Consider the following 17,014-nt stretch of genomic DNA (forward strand, 5'->3'; position numbering starts at 1 on the left):
TCGCTTCAACGCTTTTCTCCAAACAGTCTATCTATTACCTTTTTCACGGTAGTGATACCGCTTATTCTGTGTACCTCGCTTCCGCAAAAGGCGAACCCGTTTTCGAGATCTCCCTTGCACGCATTCATAAGTGCCTCAGCAATGCAATAAGGCGCTTCTCTGTAATTACATGTCTTTATGCATTGAAAAGCACATTTGAAGGGCTTTCTTTTCCCCTCCTCGACATCTTCTATGAACTTGTTCCTGATCGCTCTTCCGGGCATTCCCACGGGACTCTTGATAATCGTGATATCTTCGCTGCGCGCATCGACGAATGCCTGTTTGAACCTGTAGTCTGCATCGCACTCTTCCGTTGCCACAAAGGCAGTTCCCACTTGAACGGCAGAAGCTCCCAGCTTGAAGACTCTCTCGACATCATCTCTGTCAAATATTCCCCCGGCCGCTATCACAGGTATGTTCTTCCCGGTATCCCGTTTCACTTGATCCACAAACCTTCTAATTTCGGGTACTGTCTTCTCGAGCGAACTCTCTTCAGAGAAAATCTCCTCGACTCTGTATCCGAGGTGGCCGCCCGCCTTTGGTCCCTCCACAACGAAACCGTCGGGGATGTACTTGTACCTGCTAAACCATCTCTTGAATATTACAGTCGCAGACTTCAGAGATGAGACTACAGGAATGATAGCCGTTTCCGATCCTTCCTCGAGATAAGAGGGAAGATCTAGAGGCAGTCCTGCGCCAGAAATGATTATGTCTATCTTCTCCTTCACGGCCGTTGCCACCATCTCTGCGTAGTTTGTGAGGGCCACCATTATGTTTACTCCCAGAACCCCTTTAGTCTTCTCCCTTGCCCTTCTTATTGTATTCTTCAGACCATCGATGCTTGCCTGCCTGAAATTTTTTCTGTAACCGTCAACCGTCATACCGATACCTGCCGTCCCAATAACCCCTATTCCACCTTCAGAAGCAACGGAAGCGGCAAGGTTGTCCAGAGATATCCCTACGGCCATTCCACCCTGAATAAGGGGTAGAGATGCCTCATGATTCTTTATCCTGAAAATCTCTATGTCGTCACATCCTCTCGATGCCAAAAACTGTGCATGATTCATAATAACCTAATTTGATGACCAAACTATTCTACTTTGAAAAGAATTCGATTAAGAACCTGCCGAATACTCTTTTTTCCATTTGACTCATCCCTGTTCCGATGAAAGATCGCAGAGAAACCTGTGAATCTCCACCATCGCCAGTGTATCCATCTTGCAGTATTCCAGCATATCTCTTCTTATTTTCTCTATCTCTGACTCTCTGTAATTTCCCAGAGCCATATTTACGAAAACATACCTGGCATCGTCACCGTTGTGGATAAACAGCCCTTCATAACCAACACCTTCCACAAGTGCAGGAAGAAGTTTTTTGATCGAGAAGCTGCCCCCGAAGTCGGGATGATATATGTGGTTTTTCACAAGGAGTTCTGAATCTACAAATATTTCCGAGAAGGATATGAGCTGTTCTGAAAGCTCTGGGAAATCCTTGTATCTGTTAGACAGCCATCTGAGAATATTCCTCTCGACGGAAGCATGGTGTGCCATAAGTGTTCTGCAGTCCTTCAGGTCCTCAACAAGCCTTTCGGCCAGCAGAAGACTCTCATCTCTCGAAGGATTGTTGAAGAGAAACTCCCTGTGTTCCAGGACGCCCGAGACTTCCCTTCGAATGTGCAGTGAATACTGATACGGAATCCCCTCGTAGGGAGCCAGTCCATCGTACAGGGGGATAACCGAGGCGGCAGTCTCGAAATCGAGATAACCTATCGGATACTTGAGACTGTTCAGCTTTTCACGCAGTTCTTCGGGTTCGTCAAAGACTATCCTTCCCGACTTGGCTCCGCGAAAGACTCTTTGCAGGAGTGGTTTGTCACCGAGTACCTCCTGAGGAAGCTCTTCTAGATAGAAGTATCCCTTCTCGATCAAAGCATCTGTCTTGTCGGCACCCAGTCTGGGAAGCTCAAAGATGCTTTGTTTCCTTTCCAGGCCGAAGCATCTTCGAAGATGCTCGCAGTCCCTGCATTTGTATCCCAGTGAGCCAGAAGGGATCAATGTTGAAGTCAGGATAGCTGAGGCAGATTCGAGTTTGGCCTTTATCTCGATTTTCTGCTCCGAGACCTCGCCAGTTACGTCTATTATCTCAAAAAGCTTCCGGTCGTCATCGCCCTTGCGATACATCCTTGAGATCATTATCAAACATGCTTTCTTGACTCTGTAACCCAAGTTTTCTATGACAGATACCGTGTAAGAGAGATCCCTTATGTAGTCCTTTGTGTTAGATGAACCGGCAAGGCTGGACTTGACCTCGAAGACATCCAGTGCCTCGCCCTCTTTTCTCACAACATCGGCCCTGGAGACGAAATCGCCACTGATAAAAGCAGGTTCGAAAAGAGTTACGGACCGCCTGTCACCGATAATCCGTTCGGTTATGAAGGAGGCCTCAAATGGATCCGGTTCTTCTATCAGAATGCCTTCAGGAAAGAGACTTCTCGCCCTTCTCCCGACATCGAGGCCTTCCTTCATCCTGAAATCCTCTGCGATGGTCGGCGTGAATTCCCGAGGTTCATTCCTCTCGATCCATCCCCTGACGGGGCAATAGTCGTACTCAAGAAACATCTTCTTAGTAATGAGTCTCATCTGGCTTCACCTCGAGGCATGAAGAGAGTTGAATGCGGGGCATCAGACTCATCTCATGATGATTATAACAGTACTGATCGGTACGGTTCTTAGGCTTTCTTTCGTAAGTTGATTATTCCCGTAAATGCAGGTACGCATCCGTCGAGGCCGTAATGCTTCATAATTAAATCCACTCAAGCGAGAGGCTTCATTTGAGATGTGAATTGATGCTAGAATGTTTTTGATGAATACTCGATATACTTGAATCCGATCGCAGCTTGAGAAGTTTTGAGCCTTTGGAAAAAATGGGGAGGGATCTACTTGAAACCGGCACCCGATTTCACAGTGATTCTGGACGTCTTCAGGCGTAACGGAGAACCTTGCAGAGTTCCTTTCTTTGAGCTCTTTGCCGACGATGAAATAATGGAAGAAGTGATGGGCTACAAACTTGCAAAAGTAGAAGAGGATCCCGACAGATACTTCGACCAGCTGGTCGGTTTCTATAAGGAAATGGGATATGACTACGTTCCCTTCTATCAGGCTCCGCGCTTTCCAACTCCCGATTACATCCATGGTGAAGACACGGCCACATACAGGAGAGAAAGCAGAAAGTGGATGAATGAAAAGGGTGGCCCTATCAAGACCCTGAAAGATCTCCAGGAAGCTGACTGGCCGAAGCCAGAGGAAGCTGTTGATTTCGACCTTTTCCGTAAGCTGGGAGACCACCTTCCCGAAGGAATGAAAGTAGTTGGAGGTGCTTCCGGTGGGCCATTTGAGCACTCCAGCTTCCTGATGGGTGTCGAAAATCTCTCCATGGCCGTTTACGAGGATCCCGAGCTGGTCAACACTCTCAACGAAAAGATCGGCAATGTTCTGGTCGGAGCCGCGAAGATAATCTCTTCGATGGACTGCGTGGGAGCATACTGTTTTGGAGACGATCTGGGATACAAGACATCGACCATCTTCTCTCCGAGACATCTCAGAAGACTTGTTTTCCCGTGGTACAAAGAGATAGCCAGTGTGGTACATGCAAACGGTAAACCCTTCGTCCTTCATAGTTGCGGAAACTTAACCACTGTGATGGACGATATAATAGACGCCGGAGTCGATGCAAAACACTCCTTTGAAGACCAGATAATGCCTGTTCCCGAAGTGAAGCGAAGATGGGGCAAGAGAATTTCGATCCTCGGAGGAATAGATGTTGATTTTCTATGCCATGCCTCCGTCGAGCAAGTGAGGAGTCGAACCCTCGCTACTCTTGAGCAATGCGCTCCGGGAGGCGGGTATGCTTTAGGCACCGGCAACACCGTCGCCAACTACATCCCGGTGAAAAACTATCTCGCAATGCTGGAGGCCGGAAATGAATTCAACTCTCGCTAGATACTTTGAACCGGTTTCCGATTCGGTTGGTTCATGGTAGAACGCGAGAAAAACGTCTCGGTTTTGAAAGGCATACCTTTCGAAATAAATGAGGCTTCGCTTGGTGAAAGCCTGCGTATCAGAGCCGGTTCTGAGGAAGAGGCTGCTTTCAAAGAGCTCGTCGAGAAAGCCCGTGAGACTGCAAACCCAAAGGCAATCTACAGAACCTGCTTCGTCGACAGCGTTAACGGCGACGAAGTTACGATAGACGGGGTTCGCTTCGAGAGCCGTCTCCTGTCGAAAAAACTCCATTCGGTGGGCAGAGTCTTCCCATTCGTCATAACTTCCGGACGAGAACTTTACGAGTACCCGCTCGATCGTGCAGACTTTCTCAAGATCTTTCTCTGGGATAGCTTGCTGGAGCACGTACTCCATGAGGCAGCCGGATTCATGAGAAGGGAGATTTCAAGGAACAACCTGATCGAGAATCTAGTCTGGATGTCTCCGGGTTCGGGAGATGCGGAAATCTGGCCTTTGCAGCAGCAGAAGGAGTTGTTTTCCTTGATTGGAAATGTGAAGGATGAAATTGGGGTCGAGCTGAAGGAATCTCTTCTCATGATTCCGACGAAGTCGATTTCGGGGATCGCCTTTCGATCCGAGAAGGATTACAGGAGCTGCATGGTTTGCAGAAGGGTTAACTGTCATTACAGAAGTGCCCCATATGATGAGAAGCTGAGGAACTCTTTTGAATAGAATAGCCAAATCTCGCCGCCAGGAAAGAGCCCGCTGCAATGGAGCTATCGAGTAAAGGGATAGGCCATATGGAATCGAGGATACCGATGAGGAGAGAAGATAGACAATGAAAGAAGCTGTGCATAAGGTCATATTCCTGCCTTCGCAAAGAACAGTGACGGCAAAGAGAGGCGAGATTCTGCTCGATGTTTTGAGAAGGGAGTCTCAGCCCATAAGTGCAGTATGCGGAGGAAGGGGAAACTGCGGAAAGTGCAAGGTCCTTTTAGATGAAGGAAGCGAGGCCTTCCCGCCGACCCTTACCGAGGCAAGACTTCTGACCCGAGACGAGATTGCGGCCGGATACAGGCTGAGCTGCCAGTTCAAAGTCATGACCGATGTCAGAGTCAAAACGGAGGATCCGGAAGTGGATTCTGCAGTTTCCAAGCCGGCTCTTCCGAAGATCATGATACGAGAGATATCCCCACAGGTTAGGCTCGAAGAGTTTTCTCTTTCAAAGCCGGATATCCATGACCAGGCTTCAGACTACTCAAGACTGATCAGTGCTCTCGTTACAGAAAGACCACGGATTGACAGACTGAATCTTCTTAGAAACCTTCCCCGCATCATAAGGGAGATAGATTACAGAGGCCGGGCCGTCATGTACGGAAGTGAAGTAATAGACATACTACCGTTCTCTGACGAAAGTGGAATCTTCGGTGTCGCTATCGACATCGGCACGACAACTCTCGCAGTTTACCTGGCGGATCTCAAGTCGGGAGAGATTCTTGCTGTTCGATCTGCCCCAAATCCCCAGTCTTTATATGGCCAGGATGTCATTTCCAGGATAGATTACACTATGAAGAGAGCCAAAGGAATCGATGAACTGAGAGCGGCAGTTCTTACCACACTGAACAAGCTGATCGACGATCTTTGTAGAGAAAGCGCAGTATCGAAGGAAAGGATCTACGACACTTCGATAGTGGGAAACACTACGATGATCCATATTCTTCTCGGAATAAGCCCCGAGAGAATCGCCTCCTCACCTTTCATACCGGCATTCACCGGAGGAAAGGTATTCGAATCACGGGAACTCGACCTAGAAGAGTCCATTCCAAATTCGAAAATCTACATAATGCCTGGAATCTCTGCCTACGTAGGCTCGGATATAACGGCCGGTATTCTCTCGTCGGGATTCGTCGAAGATTCCGGCAACGTTCTCCTCGTAGACATCGGAACCAACGGAGAGATGGCCCTCAAAAGGGGTGACCGAATCTTCACCTGCTCCACCGCGGCAGGTCCGGCATTCGAAGGAGGCAACATAAGTCAGGGGACTATTGCCAGGTCGGGAGCGGTCGATCATGTGTGGCTCAACGGAAGAGATATCGGGTTCAGTACGGTGAATGGGTCGAAGGTCTCTGGAATCTGTGGTTCGGGATTGATAGACGCGATTGCCGTGATGATAGGTGCGGGTATTCTTAGCGAATCGGGACGAATCAAAGGAGAGTACTTCGAGCTTGAAGGCCCTGCGGGCATAGTGCGTATAAACAAGAGAGATATTCGTGAAGTGCAACTTGCAAAGGCAGCCATTCGAGCGGGAGCATCCGTCTTGATGGACCGGGCCGGCATCGAGACGCGAGACATCGACAGGATCTTGCTTGCCGGAGCCTTCGGGAACTACATCGATCCCGAGAACGCTCTGCGAATAGGCATGCTTCCCAATGTCCCAGTCGAAAGAGTCTTGCCCGTCGGAAATGCGGCCGGTCTTGGGGCAGTTCTGGCAGTTCTGGACAGCGGAATTCGAGAGAGAGCGGAAGATCTTAGCTGCAGCATATACTATGTTGAACTATCTGGCAGAAAGGACTTCAACGAGATTTTCGTTGACAATCTTGCCTTGAGGGAGGGATGAGAAATGGCTTTCGATAGATCAATCATACCTTTGCTCGGCGCACCGGGCGCAAGACTGACGGGAACGAAGCTCAAAGAGAATCTCACAAATGCGAAAATCCAGTTTAACTCTCTTGCCAAGATTATGGAGGAGTTTCAGCCAGACGGGATCTTCTTCATGATGGACCTGACGGTCGAGGCCGAGGCGTTGGGACTGGAAGTCGGTTTCCCCGAGGATGACAATCCCTACGTGAAGGAACATCCAATAAAGGGCCCGGACGAGCTTTCCTCAGTGGCGAACTCCTGGAGGGGAGTATCCGGGAGAATGGGGGTCTTCGCAGAGATCGCAGATAAAATGGCAAGAGAATTGCCGGTAAAGAGGGGCAGCTACGTTATCGGTCCGCTCAGCCTAGCAGGAGAACTCGTTGGGGTTACAGACCTCTGTATGAAACTGATAGAAGATCCGGCTTTTGCAGAGAGCGTAATAGATTTCTGCTCAAGGGTTGTAAGTGAATACTCGAGAGCGCTAATCGACCACGGCGCAGATATGATAGCCGTGCTTGAACCGACGGCGGTGCTTTTGTCTAAGAGACAGTTTAAACGTTTCGTACTTCCATATTTTGAAAGGCTAAGATCCGACCTTTCAAAACCTTTGATTTATCACATCTGTGGAGACACGGAACACATAGTAGAGCCTATGGGCGCAAGCGGCGCCTACGGATTGAGCCTTGACAGCATGGTGGACCTGAGGGCTGCAGCGGAGAGAGTTCCCGAAGATGTTTTTCTTATAGGCAACATAGATCCGGTTAAGGTCTTTCTTCAGTCAAATGAAGAGGAAGTCGAAAGAGAGACTGCAATACTTCTCGAGAAAATGAAGGATGTTCCCAACTTCATCTTGAGTTCAGGCTGCGACATCCCACTGGAGACCCCTCCAGAGAACATCTCCGCCTTCTTCAGAGCCGGCAGGAATTATCGTTCGTAACAGAACGTCTCAAGTCTAGAACAAGAGCAGTTTCTTCAGCGGGTATTATCGGAACCGTATTCGTATGCGCACTCGAAAACTCTGAAGATCTTCTCGGGTGGCACTTCGGCCTGAATATTGTGGATGGGAGAAAAAACGAAGCCTCCCCCAGGAGAAAAAATGTCGATGCGGCGGCGAATATCGTCCTCAAGGTCCTTTAGTGTTCCGAAAGGCAGGACGTGCTGTGTATCGCATCCCCCTCCCCAGAAGACGATATCTCTTCCAAATTCATTCTTGAGCCTTTCCGGCTCCATATTCTTCGCGTTGGTCTGAACCGGATTCAGTATCTGAACACCGACTTCTATGAAATCTGGTATGAAGGTATAGACAGACCCGCAGGAGTGAAGAAAGATGAAAAGATCGGGTTTCTTCCTATGAATGAAGTCGCACAGGGTCTTAAGTCTAGGTTTGAAGATAGATCTGAAAATTCGTGGCGATATCGCGGTGTTCTCCTGGGTGCCGTAATCGTCGCCGATCTGAATAATATCTATATCGTCTCCCAGGGCAGAGAGATACTTCTCCAGATCTACAAGATAGGTCTCTAGAAGACGGTCAAGAAAGAACTCCATCAGAGGCCGATCGGTAATGAGCCTCTCCATGAACTCCTGGTACCCGAACATTGAATGGCCGGCCTCAAGGAAGTTCCCCCCGAAAGCCCCGATCACGGCGCAGTCTGTCGATTCGCGTATTCCCGTGAGCTGAGCCTTCAAAAACGCGATTTCCTCGCCGGTCAATCTTGGCAAAACAAGGGCCGAGATCTCCTCTTTTCTCCCGGCATGGGCCAGGGGAAAGTAACTCCTGTCGAAGTAGTGGCCGCCTCTGGGCATTGTCGCGACTTCGACACCGTCCCTCTCGATTACGAGCGAACCGTCCTCCTTCGCTTTCGGGTCGAATCCATCTGGAAAGAGGTATCTCGACCCATCATCGAAGATGTCTCGCCCTTTCCAGGAATCGATTCGAGTTCCAAAGCCTCCATTCAGTCTCTTGAGTTCAATCGCATCGGAATGGACTTCTCTCCTGATCTCCTCATCCACAAAGGCAAGCATCTGATGAACATCGAAAACCCTTACTGGAAGATCACAGTAACCAAGATAGTCGGCGAGTTTTCTGTAAGCCTTGACATGAATGCCGGTCGACCTCATTCCTCCCAGATCGATTGGAACACGATCAGGTTCGCAGTGTTTCAACGTTTTCAACACTCTATCTCGTGAAGTCATCTGGTTCCTCTCCTTTTAAATCTTTGTCCCCCTGAGATTCCACGAATCAATTATGCCTGAGATAGACTATATTGCGTCACTACTCCAGGATATACAAGGAGGGTTCATCTCTAAGCGCATAGTAGCAGGAACGAATGAGCGGTCAGTTTCTGAGACATCTTCTGAAGAACGTACAGCAACTCCCTGATTATTGCAAATCGACCCTAGCAGCTCAAATCTAAATAGAAAAGCAATATAGTGATTTTGATCAATTTGGCCAAGCTCAGCCGATCAAGTATAGCGAAGGCTCTATCAGTCTCTTCTCGCTCTTTTTGGCAATAGCTGGAGTCGTCTCAAAATATCATTCGCTATTCGGTGATGTACATGTCGATTTGCTTTTAATTTCAAACTTATTTAGTTAACCTAGTGGGTTTATTAACGAAATACATGTGACTCTTCCGAAGCAAATTCAGCTCACATTCTTATTCTTCTTAATCTTCTAATCGAAAGATAATGTCGTTCAGTCGTGAAGTAGACTCAAACAATAGAGATGCTGACTTCATATGCCACTGGAATGGCAAAGCATGGCGGTGTTCAAAATGCTTTTGAAAAAGAACCGTTTTGTCTTGCTGCCAGCAGTTTTCCTTATCCTTTTGCTTTCTGCGTGTCCATTCAACCCGCCAAACAAAGTTCCTGTTTGGTTTCTTCCGATAGGAGATCAGATTGTGGAAGAAACCAAGACTCTGGAAATTCTGCTTACAGACCACATTTCAGATGAAGATGGCGATATTTTAAGCTTCTCGGTAACTGGAAAGGGAAGTGTTGTTGGCGCTCTATATTCCTATACTCCGGACATCGGCGAATCTGCACTTGAATTCGAGGAAGAAGCGGTATATCCAGTTACGATCACTGCAGACGACGGAAAGGGCGGAACGGCAAGTGAAAGCTTCAACGTCACCGTTATGTCCACGAACAGACCTCCAAACTGGATAACGATTCCAAATAAAACTGTGCAGGAAGGTTCCACTCTTACAGTTCTGCTTACAACCTACGCCAGTGACCCAGATGGAGATGTTCTTACATTCGATATTCTTGAAGGTCCCGGTGAGATCAACGGAAACAACTATGAGTACTCTCCCTCCTATGAAGAAGCCGCGGTGAGGTTTGAGGAAGCAGCAGTCTATAGTGTTGTGCTAAGAGCTGTTGACACAAAAGGAGCAGAGGCGACGACAAGTTTTTCAGTAACCGTTACCAATAATAACAGAGTTCCCGTATTATCGATCCCTTCCCCGCAATATGTTACAGCCGGAACGACATTAACTCTGGACATCGCCACATTCGCAAGTGATCCCGATGGAGATTCGCTTACCTTCTCCAAAGTTGCTGGTGTTGGAGCTGTGGCCGGTAGCACCTTCACTTATTCTCCGTTGTTAAGTGACTCAGGAACAAGAAACGCGACGATCAGAGCAAATGATGGAAATGGAGGCCAAACCGACCAAACATTCGATATAATCATCAATCCAAGTGGAATAAACAACCCACCGAATACCCCTTTGAATCCCAACCCTGCCAGTGGGGCACTTACACAGCCAGCCAATCTTACACTCTCTTGGATCGGCGGAGATCCAGACGGCGATGTGGTTACATATGACGTGTATTTCGGTACCTCTCCAACGTCTCTTGTGTTCAAAACAAACAGGAGTACGACTACTTACCCTACCGGTGCACTGAGCAGTTCAACTTATTACTACTGGCGGATTGTTGCGATAGACAGTAAAGGAGCCACAAAGACCGGCCCTGTCTGGAGTTTTCGTACTGCGCCAACAAAAGCCTTTGAAGAGACTTTTGAGACATATTCTACAGGAACTATTACAGGTTCATTCGGGAAATGGCACTACATTGAGTCTGGTAGTGTGCCCAATCCTTTCATTACAACGATTAGCAGTCACGGCAAAGTCATCGGCTTCTACGGTGGAACCGGGGGTTACTCCGTGGTCTACACTTCATCGGTGAAACCCATAAAGCTTGGCTATCTAGAATACGACATCAGGTTGAGTTCCTCCACAGCACCCAAATGGGGCTGGATTGCGCCAAACAACACTAATGCATTCACAGGAATAGGATACTTAGGAGGAAGCCAGGCAATAATCTGCTGGACAAATTCAGGTGGTTCTTACCATTCCGAGAAAGTGATGAATATCTCACCTGGAGTTTGGTACAAAGTGAAGGTTGTCTTCAATCACACAACGGGAAATGCGGCAGTATATGTAGATGGCACATATAAAAGGAGTTTCGTCTATGGCACAGTATCTGCCGGAACAAATGGAGTCAGGATGACAACGAGCAATGGTTTCCTGTCATATATAATGTTCGACAATATTAGCCTGTGGGCAACGGATGCAGGGTATGTGCCATGACGAGAAACCCTCTTCTACTGATGCGAGGTGAAATAGCGAATTCCCAAGATAGACTCTAAATGATCTCCTCGCTCTTGAGAAGATAAAGGTAGTTTCTTATGAGTTCTCTGGAATTCTTTGCTATGCAAAATGGGTCTCTGGTTTTCCACATCTTGGTTGCCAGGACAGGATATCGTTCTGGCAACTTTCTGAACTTGAAACTCTCCTGCAGCCCTTCGAAGTAGTCATGGTTCACGTGCGTGCAATTCAAAAGGCAAAGAGCGATTTTCATTTCTAGCAGGGTCTCTATCACTGCGCAGTAAATATCCTCGTATCTCTTCCTTGCGATGCAGGAGAAGATTCTCCCGCTCGACTCGAATACGAGCTCCGAGAGATTCTCCTTCAAGGCCCTCCTGAACTTCTCTTCACGAACCCGGCGAGCGAGATCATAATACTGTTCGGGCTTCGATGCATCGCCCTCCAGTACGACAAGGTTCTTTACGAGTCCAGCATAGAATGGCCATTCAACTCCCGGTTCCTCGAGTATTCCGCAGAGTCTCTTTTCAGTTATCGAATTTGTAGTGACCGGGACCAAGCCTTTCAGAAAGGTTTTCTTTGGGACCTCTTCTTTGGTAATCATAAGCATTTCTAGATCGGACCAGAGAGTATCGGTCCCTCTTTAGGTAGAACCAACAGCCAGAAGCAAATCAGATTGCCCTTCATCTCTCTTGAAAGCTTTCCGGAAATCTCCAGAGCCAGGTTGAACCTCTCCTCATGTGTCAAATAATCTCCACACTTCTTATTCTCCAAAAAGGTATTTGCTGAGACTGCTTCACAGATCAAAGATTGTTAAGGAGGATTTCTTTCGGATTGTCATGGAGAAGCCGTTCGGCAATTCTTACCGCCTGTGAAACAGTAAGAGTTCTATCTCCTATCTTATCCGCAAGAACCCGGGCGATGTTTTCTCTCGCGATCTTGAGATGGCCGTAGATCGCGTCAACGATTGCATAGTCCCCGCCAAAACCGGATATCTTGTTGAACGGTACCGCATCCAGAAAATCGCTCAAAGCGTTCCGCGCAGAAACTGGCGATATGATGTGAGACCAGCACATGTCGATGAAGACGTTTGGATAGGTCTTGGCAAGAGCCGCAGTGACTCCCCAGTAAGGATATCCTATGTGAAAGAGATCGAATTTCACGCGCGGATATTTTGAAAAGAGATTTTCTAGTAGTTCGGGATTAGAATTGCTCAGTATTCCACGATTACCTTCGAGAAGCCCGGTGTGAAACTGAATGAAAAGACCCCGTTCATTTGCCACGGAAAGTATGTAATGCATCACATAATCCTGCACTATTTCGGGAATCAAGAGGCCTCTGTTACGATCGGGACTTCTTCTTCCCCTTTCTTCAAGGGCCTTACGAAATGCAGTTGCGGCATCGTCTAGACTTACTTCTTCGAATCTAATCGGCCTATGATACGCCAGAACGCTCTTCAGACCGACGATGCCGTTCGAAATATTCTCGTCTAGCTCCATTTCGAAGACTTTGAGCCAGTCGTTGAGCGATCTGATTTCTACGGCGTAGGTCTCCTCCAGCCAACCTACTATATCGAATTCCGGTGGCATGGGAATTATATAGTTTTGTGGTTGCCAGACCCTTCTGAAAAGGCTCCTGTCGGACTCGAATCAACCGGTCCATGGATCAATTATCGCGAGTTCTATGTTACATAAATCCTTCAGGATTTCTCTCATGTGCCCCGGTCTGTTTGCCTCCCTGAACTTTTTTCCTAGCTCCTCTATTGTTGAACCCCTTATTCCGTCGATCCCGTATATCTCTCTTATCGAATCATCTAGAGCCCTAGCGTAGCCGGTGTGCCTGCAGAACTCCCAGTAATCTTCAATTAGCTTCCATCGGTAAACGACATCTCTCTCACTATCTCTAGCGATTGCCAGGACCTCCGGGTCGAGCCCCGAAGAGATCAGGTCGGAGCTCATGTAGTGAATGAGAAACTCTTGAAGAACATCGTCGCGCCCCTGGAGCAAATCTTCCGAATGGACCAGGTGTTCATGTGTGTCGATCACCGGGATCTGCCTTACGTAATCTAGGATCTCTTCATATTCTTCCATCTCATTCCCCGAGTCCATATCTACGGATTGCTGAAGTAACGATCCTGTAAATGAGATCACCATAGCTCCACCCTCTGGCTTCGGCCATCTTAACGATATCGGAGTAGTCCGGAACAAGAAGAGGAAGAGAATTGACCTCCAGGAAGTAGATCTTACCTTCGTCGTCGATCTTCAAATCGATACGACAATAGTCCTTTAGATCGAGCACCTGGAAGACTCTCATCGATAACTCTCTTATAACTGTTTCCTCTCTCCGCGAGATCTTCGCGGGACAGATGTAGTTCGTCTCGTCACCGTGGAACTGTTTCACCCTGTAGGAATAGAAGGTTTCAAGGTGATCTGGCAGTGACGAGAAATCTATCTCCATGATTGGAAGAACTTCATTGCCAACAATCCCGACGGTGAACTCCCTTCCTTCAATGAATCTCTCAACGAGAGCGGGCTGTTGAAATCTCTCGTGAATACGTGAAACCGCTCTCTGCATGTCATCAACGCTTTCCACAACCGAGTCCTCCCAGATACCCTTTGCGCCTCCTTCCTTGACGGGTTTGACGATCGCCGGACTGAACGGAAGGTTGTCGGCAGTTTCTCCGGGACGTACCGAAAAGAATTCGGGAGTGGATATTCCATAGGCCTTCATGATTAACTTTGTGAGCGTCTTGTTTATACAAAGAGCGTTGGCCGTAGTGCCCGAGCCGGTGAAGGGTATGCCCAGAAGATCCAGCACGGCCGGAAGATGGACCTGCCTCTCGGTATTGCCCATGGCGGTAGTGAGATTGAATACGAGATCAGTGCCTCTAAGTCTGCCCACAGCATCGATCTCAAATGGTCTCGAATCAACTTCGAAACTCTTCTCGAGCGAGCTCACGACACTATTGACCATCTCTTGATGATGAAGATCGAGCGGCGTGTCATGAACGACAGTAATTCTCATAACATTCCTCCTTGGTATATCTTAGAAGTATCACCACAAAAGAATTGTACATACTCCAGATTTTTGACTTTTAAAATGAGTATCAGTGGAAGGGAAAAACCAGTCTAGAAAGTATGTTAGACTTTTATATATGTTGCTGATAATGCGCATCGCCTTAAGTCGTAACGTTTAGTATCTCTTCCCTGTCGAATTCTCTGGCAACGGCAAGCGCCCTTCCTCCGTACCATATGGAAGATCTCCCCTGCGCCCTGTCTCTGCCGACAATTCCAGTCGCCATTGGATTTACAAGATAGCGAATCTTCTCCCTACCTGATGTTGCTTTGATCGGCCCATCACGAAACCATATCCTCTCCTGCGTCGAGTCACTCAGTCTTCCCTTCCACAAGGCAAAGTTGCATGATGGAACAAGAACTGTATCACAGCCCGCGGCATCCAGTTTCTCTATTTCGCTCTGAAAGAACATGTCGTAACAGATTGCAATACCAATCACTCCTATCTCCGTGTGCACGACGTTAAGCTCTTGCTCTCCTCTGGAAAAGATAATGGAACTCTCGGCCTTGGTTAAATTGTGCTTGAAAGCCCTTGCTACAACCTTTCCCGAAGGGTTGAAGAAGTAGGCGAGGTTGTATAGCTTATCGCCCCAGATGAATCTCCCTTTCTCCGATTCCGTGTCGACAATCGGAAGCAGTATCGAAGGCGCAAGAAGATAGGCTCCAAATTCCTTTGCCACGCTTTGAAAGACATCATGATAGTAGGCTTCGATCACAAGAGCGTCCCTCAGAAAAGCCTTCTTGAGGGGGTTGAAGGAAAGTCCCATGTTCTTGATCGCATATAAGGCAAGAGTCTTTGCCGTCGTCTCCTCGAAACTCAGCTTCCTGAAGGATGGGTAAAGAAAGGTCGCAAAAAACTCGGGGAAGACCACAATGTGTTTCGTTCCCTTCCATAACAGAGAAGCCTCGGCCACATAGTCTCTCATCTTTCTGCGAAATGCCTCTTCTCCAAATGAATCCTGATCAAACCAGACCTGTATTGCAGTAAAATCAGTGTCTTTCATGACGCAAGTTTAACAATGACCAGTATTAGACCAACAACCAATAAGATCGGCAAGAAGAAAACAACAAGACCTGCCATGGCAAAAATCACTATCATTACCACTCCTACGCCGGCTACAATCATTATCAGCGCAGGGAAGAACCTAATTGCAAGATAAAGCAGGAACAATGCGCCAACAATGGCTAGAAAAGTGTTCAAGAGATCACCTCCGTTCACTAGTCATTGACAGTATAACGCATAAACTATATGATTCTCTAGGCAATGAAGCTTGCCTTCGAGAACAATCCTCCAGAACCGCCACCAGCTAATAGCTTCTACCAAAATTCCCAGCCTGGTTTTGCTTGACTCTGGAGGAGCATATGATTCTAAGCATCTCCCTTATAGTGATTCTCTCGATCGCAGTTCTTTCACTCTTTGAAAGAGTTCGTCCTCCCGGTCTGATAGGCCTGGTCTCGCTTGAGATAGCTTTGGGACCTGGTGGAATGAATCTCATAGACCCATCATTGCTCTCAATTTCCGATGAAGTCCGGCTGCTCGCACTGATAGTCATACTTATGCGTGCCGGTCTCGGATTGAACCGGAGAATTATCAAGAAGATAGGGCCCCTGGCTCTTCGTCTTAGTTTTCTTCCGGGCCTCTTCGAAGGTTTCTCAATTATGATAATGGCTCACTTCTTCCTGAAACTCAGCCTCATTCAAGGCGGAATGCTAGGCTTCATTATTGCGGCGGTGTCGCATGCGGTAGTAGGTCCCGAGATGCTAAGACTGAAAGAAAGGGACTTCGGAAAGAGAAACGAAATACCTTCTACAATTCTTGCGGCAGCTTCAATAGACGACGTTGTGGCCATTATACTCTTTACAGTGTTTTTGGGAATTGAAGGAGGACAGGACGTCGGTATCGGAATGTCCTTTCTTATGGTGCCGGTAGAGGTTATTCTCGGCATATCTCTTGGCGCGATAATTGGGTTCCTCTTCAGCTTGTTATTCAAGAGATTCCATATTAGGGGCACTAAGAAGGTTCTCTTGATCCTATCTGTTGCATTCGTTTTCCATAAACTCGAGGAAGTACTCCCTGTAGCGACTCTCCTGGGAGTGATGGCGATAGGTTTTGTACTTCGAGAGAGACTTCCGGTAACCGCCGACACGATTGCGGGGAAGATGGAGAGAATCTGGGTTGTCGCAGAAATATTCTTATTCGTTCTGGTTGGCGCAAGTGTCAACGTACGTGCGATAGGCGACTCATGGCTTATGGGACTGCTCGTAATTCTTCTTGGACTAACATTTAGAAGCGCAGGCATTCTGGCCGCCACTCTCGGTTCGCAAATGGATCTTCGCGAAAGGCTCTTCTGCATGATTTCTTATCTGCCAAAGGCCACAGTTCAGACTGCAGTTGGAGGAATACCCTTAGCAATGGGAGTAGCTTACGGAGATGTGATACTTTCGATTTCAGTACTCTCGATCCTAACAACGGCCCCTCTTGGCGCCATTGGTATAAGACTCGCTGCAAGAAGGTTTGCGAAAAACCAGTTGGGAATCGACTCAGTTTTCTCTTCGACTCTCTTTCTCGTTGTATGCAAATGTAAAGGCTGTTCTAGATTCGTCAGAAGCCGTCGGCTATCCTTTACCTAGTTACCATTTCAAGCCCAAAATAGAATTG

15 protein-coding genes and 1 riboswitch are annotated in these 17,014 nt (G+C 47.8%); of the genes, 6 read left to right on the forward strand and 9 right to left on the reverse strand.

Annotated elements, in window-relative coordinates; all coding sequences use genetic code 11:
• Window positions 1-5: 5 nt before the first annotated feature.
• Window positions 6-1,106 (reverse strand): NAD(P)H-dependent flavin oxidoreductase, encoded by a 1,101-nt coding sequence (locus tag V513_RS09480; RefSeq protein ID WP_180274873.1) that lies wholly within the window; start codon window positions 1,104-1,106, stop codon window positions 6-8.
• Between the two features lie 84 nt (window positions 1,107-1,190).
• The gene (locus V513_RS09485; protein ID WP_099772555.1) at window positions 1,191-2,678 is read right to left on the reverse strand and encodes a DUF2779 domain-containing protein; all 1,488 of its coding nucleotides are present in this window, start codon (window positions 2,676-2,678) and stop codon (window positions 1,191-1,193) included.
• Window positions 2,679-2,978: 300 nt separating this feature from the next.
• Between V513_RS09485 and V513_RS09490 the strand changes: the two genes are divergently transcribed.
• The 4 genes from V513_RS09490 to V513_RS09505 all read left to right on the forward strand — a co-directional run bounded on the left by V513_RS09490 (window position 2,979) and on the right by V513_RS09505 (window position 7,614).
• Entirely contained in the window at window positions 2,979-4,037 is a 1,059-nt protein-coding gene (locus tag V513_RS09490) for a uroporphyrinogen decarboxylase family protein (RefSeq protein ID WP_099772556.1), read from the forward strand.
• A 33-nt stretch (window positions 4,038-4,070) separates the two neighbouring features.
• Window positions 4,071-4,769: a vitamin B12 dependent-methionine synthase activation domain-containing protein gene (locus tag V513_RS09495; protein WP_099772557.1), complete on the forward strand. Its 699-nt coding sequence runs from the start codon at window positions 4,071-4,073 to the stop codon at window positions 4,767-4,769.
• Between the two features lie 106 nt (window positions 4,770-4,875).
• On the forward strand, window positions 4,876-6,654 hold the full coding sequence (locus tag V513_RS09500) for an ASKHA domain-containing protein (protein WP_099772558.1): 1,779 nt from the start codon (window positions 4,876-4,878) through the stop codon (window positions 6,652-6,654).
• A gap of 3 nt (window positions 6,655-6,657) precedes the next feature.
• The gene (locus tag V513_RS09505) at window positions 6,658-7,614 is read left to right on the forward strand and encodes a uroporphyrinogen decarboxylase family protein (RefSeq protein WP_099772559.1); all 957 of its coding nucleotides are present in this window, start codon (window positions 6,658-6,660) and stop codon (window positions 7,612-7,614) included.
• 35 nt (window positions 7,615-7,649) lie between these two features.
• Here the strand turns inward: V513_RS09505 and V513_RS09510 are convergent, their stop codons facing one another.
• Window positions 7,650-8,870: a uroporphyrinogen decarboxylase family protein gene (locus tag V513_RS09510; RefSeq protein ID WP_099772560.1), complete on the reverse strand. Its 1,221-nt coding sequence runs from the start codon at window positions 8,868-8,870 to the stop codon at window positions 7,650-7,652.
• Between the two features lie 578 nt (window positions 8,871-9,448).
• On the opposite strand from V513_RS09510, the gene V513_RS09515 reads away from it, so the two are divergent.
• Window positions 9,449-11,266 (forward strand): Ig-like domain-containing protein, encoded by a 1,818-nt coding sequence (locus V513_RS09515; RefSeq protein ID WP_099772561.1) that lies wholly within the window; start codon window positions 9,449-9,451, stop codon window positions 11,264-11,266.
• A gap of 55 nt (window positions 11,267-11,321) precedes the next feature.
• Here the strand turns inward: V513_RS09515 and V513_RS09520 are convergent, their stop codons facing one another.
• The 6 genes from V513_RS09520 to V513_RS09540 all read right to left on the reverse strand — a co-directional run bounded on the left by V513_RS09520 (window position 11,322) and on the right by V513_RS09540 (window position 15,556).
• Window positions 11,322-11,885 carry a hypothetical protein gene (locus V513_RS09520; protein ID WP_257212049.1) on the reverse strand — a complete coding sequence of 188 codons (564 nt, stop codon included), beginning with the start codon at window positions 11,883-11,885 and terminating at the stop codon, window positions 11,322-11,324.
• 199 nt (window positions 11,886-12,084) lie between these two features.
• Window positions 12,085-12,870 carry an amidohydrolase family protein gene (locus V513_RS14225; RefSeq protein ID WP_257212050.1) on the reverse strand — a complete coding sequence of 262 codons (786 nt, stop codon included), beginning with the start codon at window positions 12,868-12,870 and terminating at the stop codon, window positions 12,085-12,087.
• A 60-nt stretch (window positions 12,871-12,930) separates the two neighbouring features.
• Entirely contained in the window at window positions 12,931-13,434 is a 504-nt protein-coding gene (locus tag V513_RS14230) for a hypothetical protein (RefSeq protein ID WP_257212069.1), read from the reverse strand.
• Window positions 13,373-14,305 (reverse strand): D-alanine--D-alanine ligase family protein, encoded by a 933-nt coding sequence (locus V513_RS09530; protein ID WP_099772562.1) that lies wholly within the window; start codon window positions 14,303-14,305, stop codon window positions 13,373-13,375. Before V513_RS09530 ends, V513_RS14230 begins: the two co-directional genes overlap by 62 nt.
• Window positions 14,306-14,459: 154 nt before the next feature.
• Window positions 14,460-15,359: a nitrilase-related carbon-nitrogen hydrolase gene (locus V513_RS09535; RefSeq protein ID WP_099772563.1), complete on the reverse strand. Its 900-nt coding sequence runs from the start codon at window positions 15,357-15,359 to the stop codon at window positions 14,460-14,462.
• Entirely contained in the window at window positions 15,356-15,556 is a 201-nt protein-coding gene (locus V513_RS09540; RefSeq protein WP_099772564.1) for a hypothetical protein, read from the reverse strand. The genes V513_RS09535 and V513_RS09540 overlap by 4 nt, the downstream gene beginning before the upstream one ends.
• A gap of 50 nt (window positions 15,557-15,606) precedes the next feature.
• Window positions 15,607-15,682: riboswitch (Fluoride riboswitch) on the forward strand.
• 35 nt (window positions 15,683-15,717) lie between these two features.
• Here V513_RS09540 and V513_RS09545 point away from each other — a divergent pair.
• On the forward strand, window positions 15,718-16,986 hold the full coding sequence (locus V513_RS09545) for a cation:proton antiporter (protein ID WP_099772565.1): 1,269 nt from the start codon (window positions 15,718-15,720) through the stop codon (window positions 16,984-16,986).
• Window positions 16,987-17,014 lie beyond the last annotated feature (28 nt).

The sequence above is a fragment of the Mesotoga sp. H07.pep.5.3 genome (assembly GCF_002752615.1).
In the GTDB taxonomy this organism is placed as follows: Bacteria; Thermotogota; Thermotogae; order Petrotogales; family Kosmotogaceae; genus Mesotoga; species Mesotoga prima.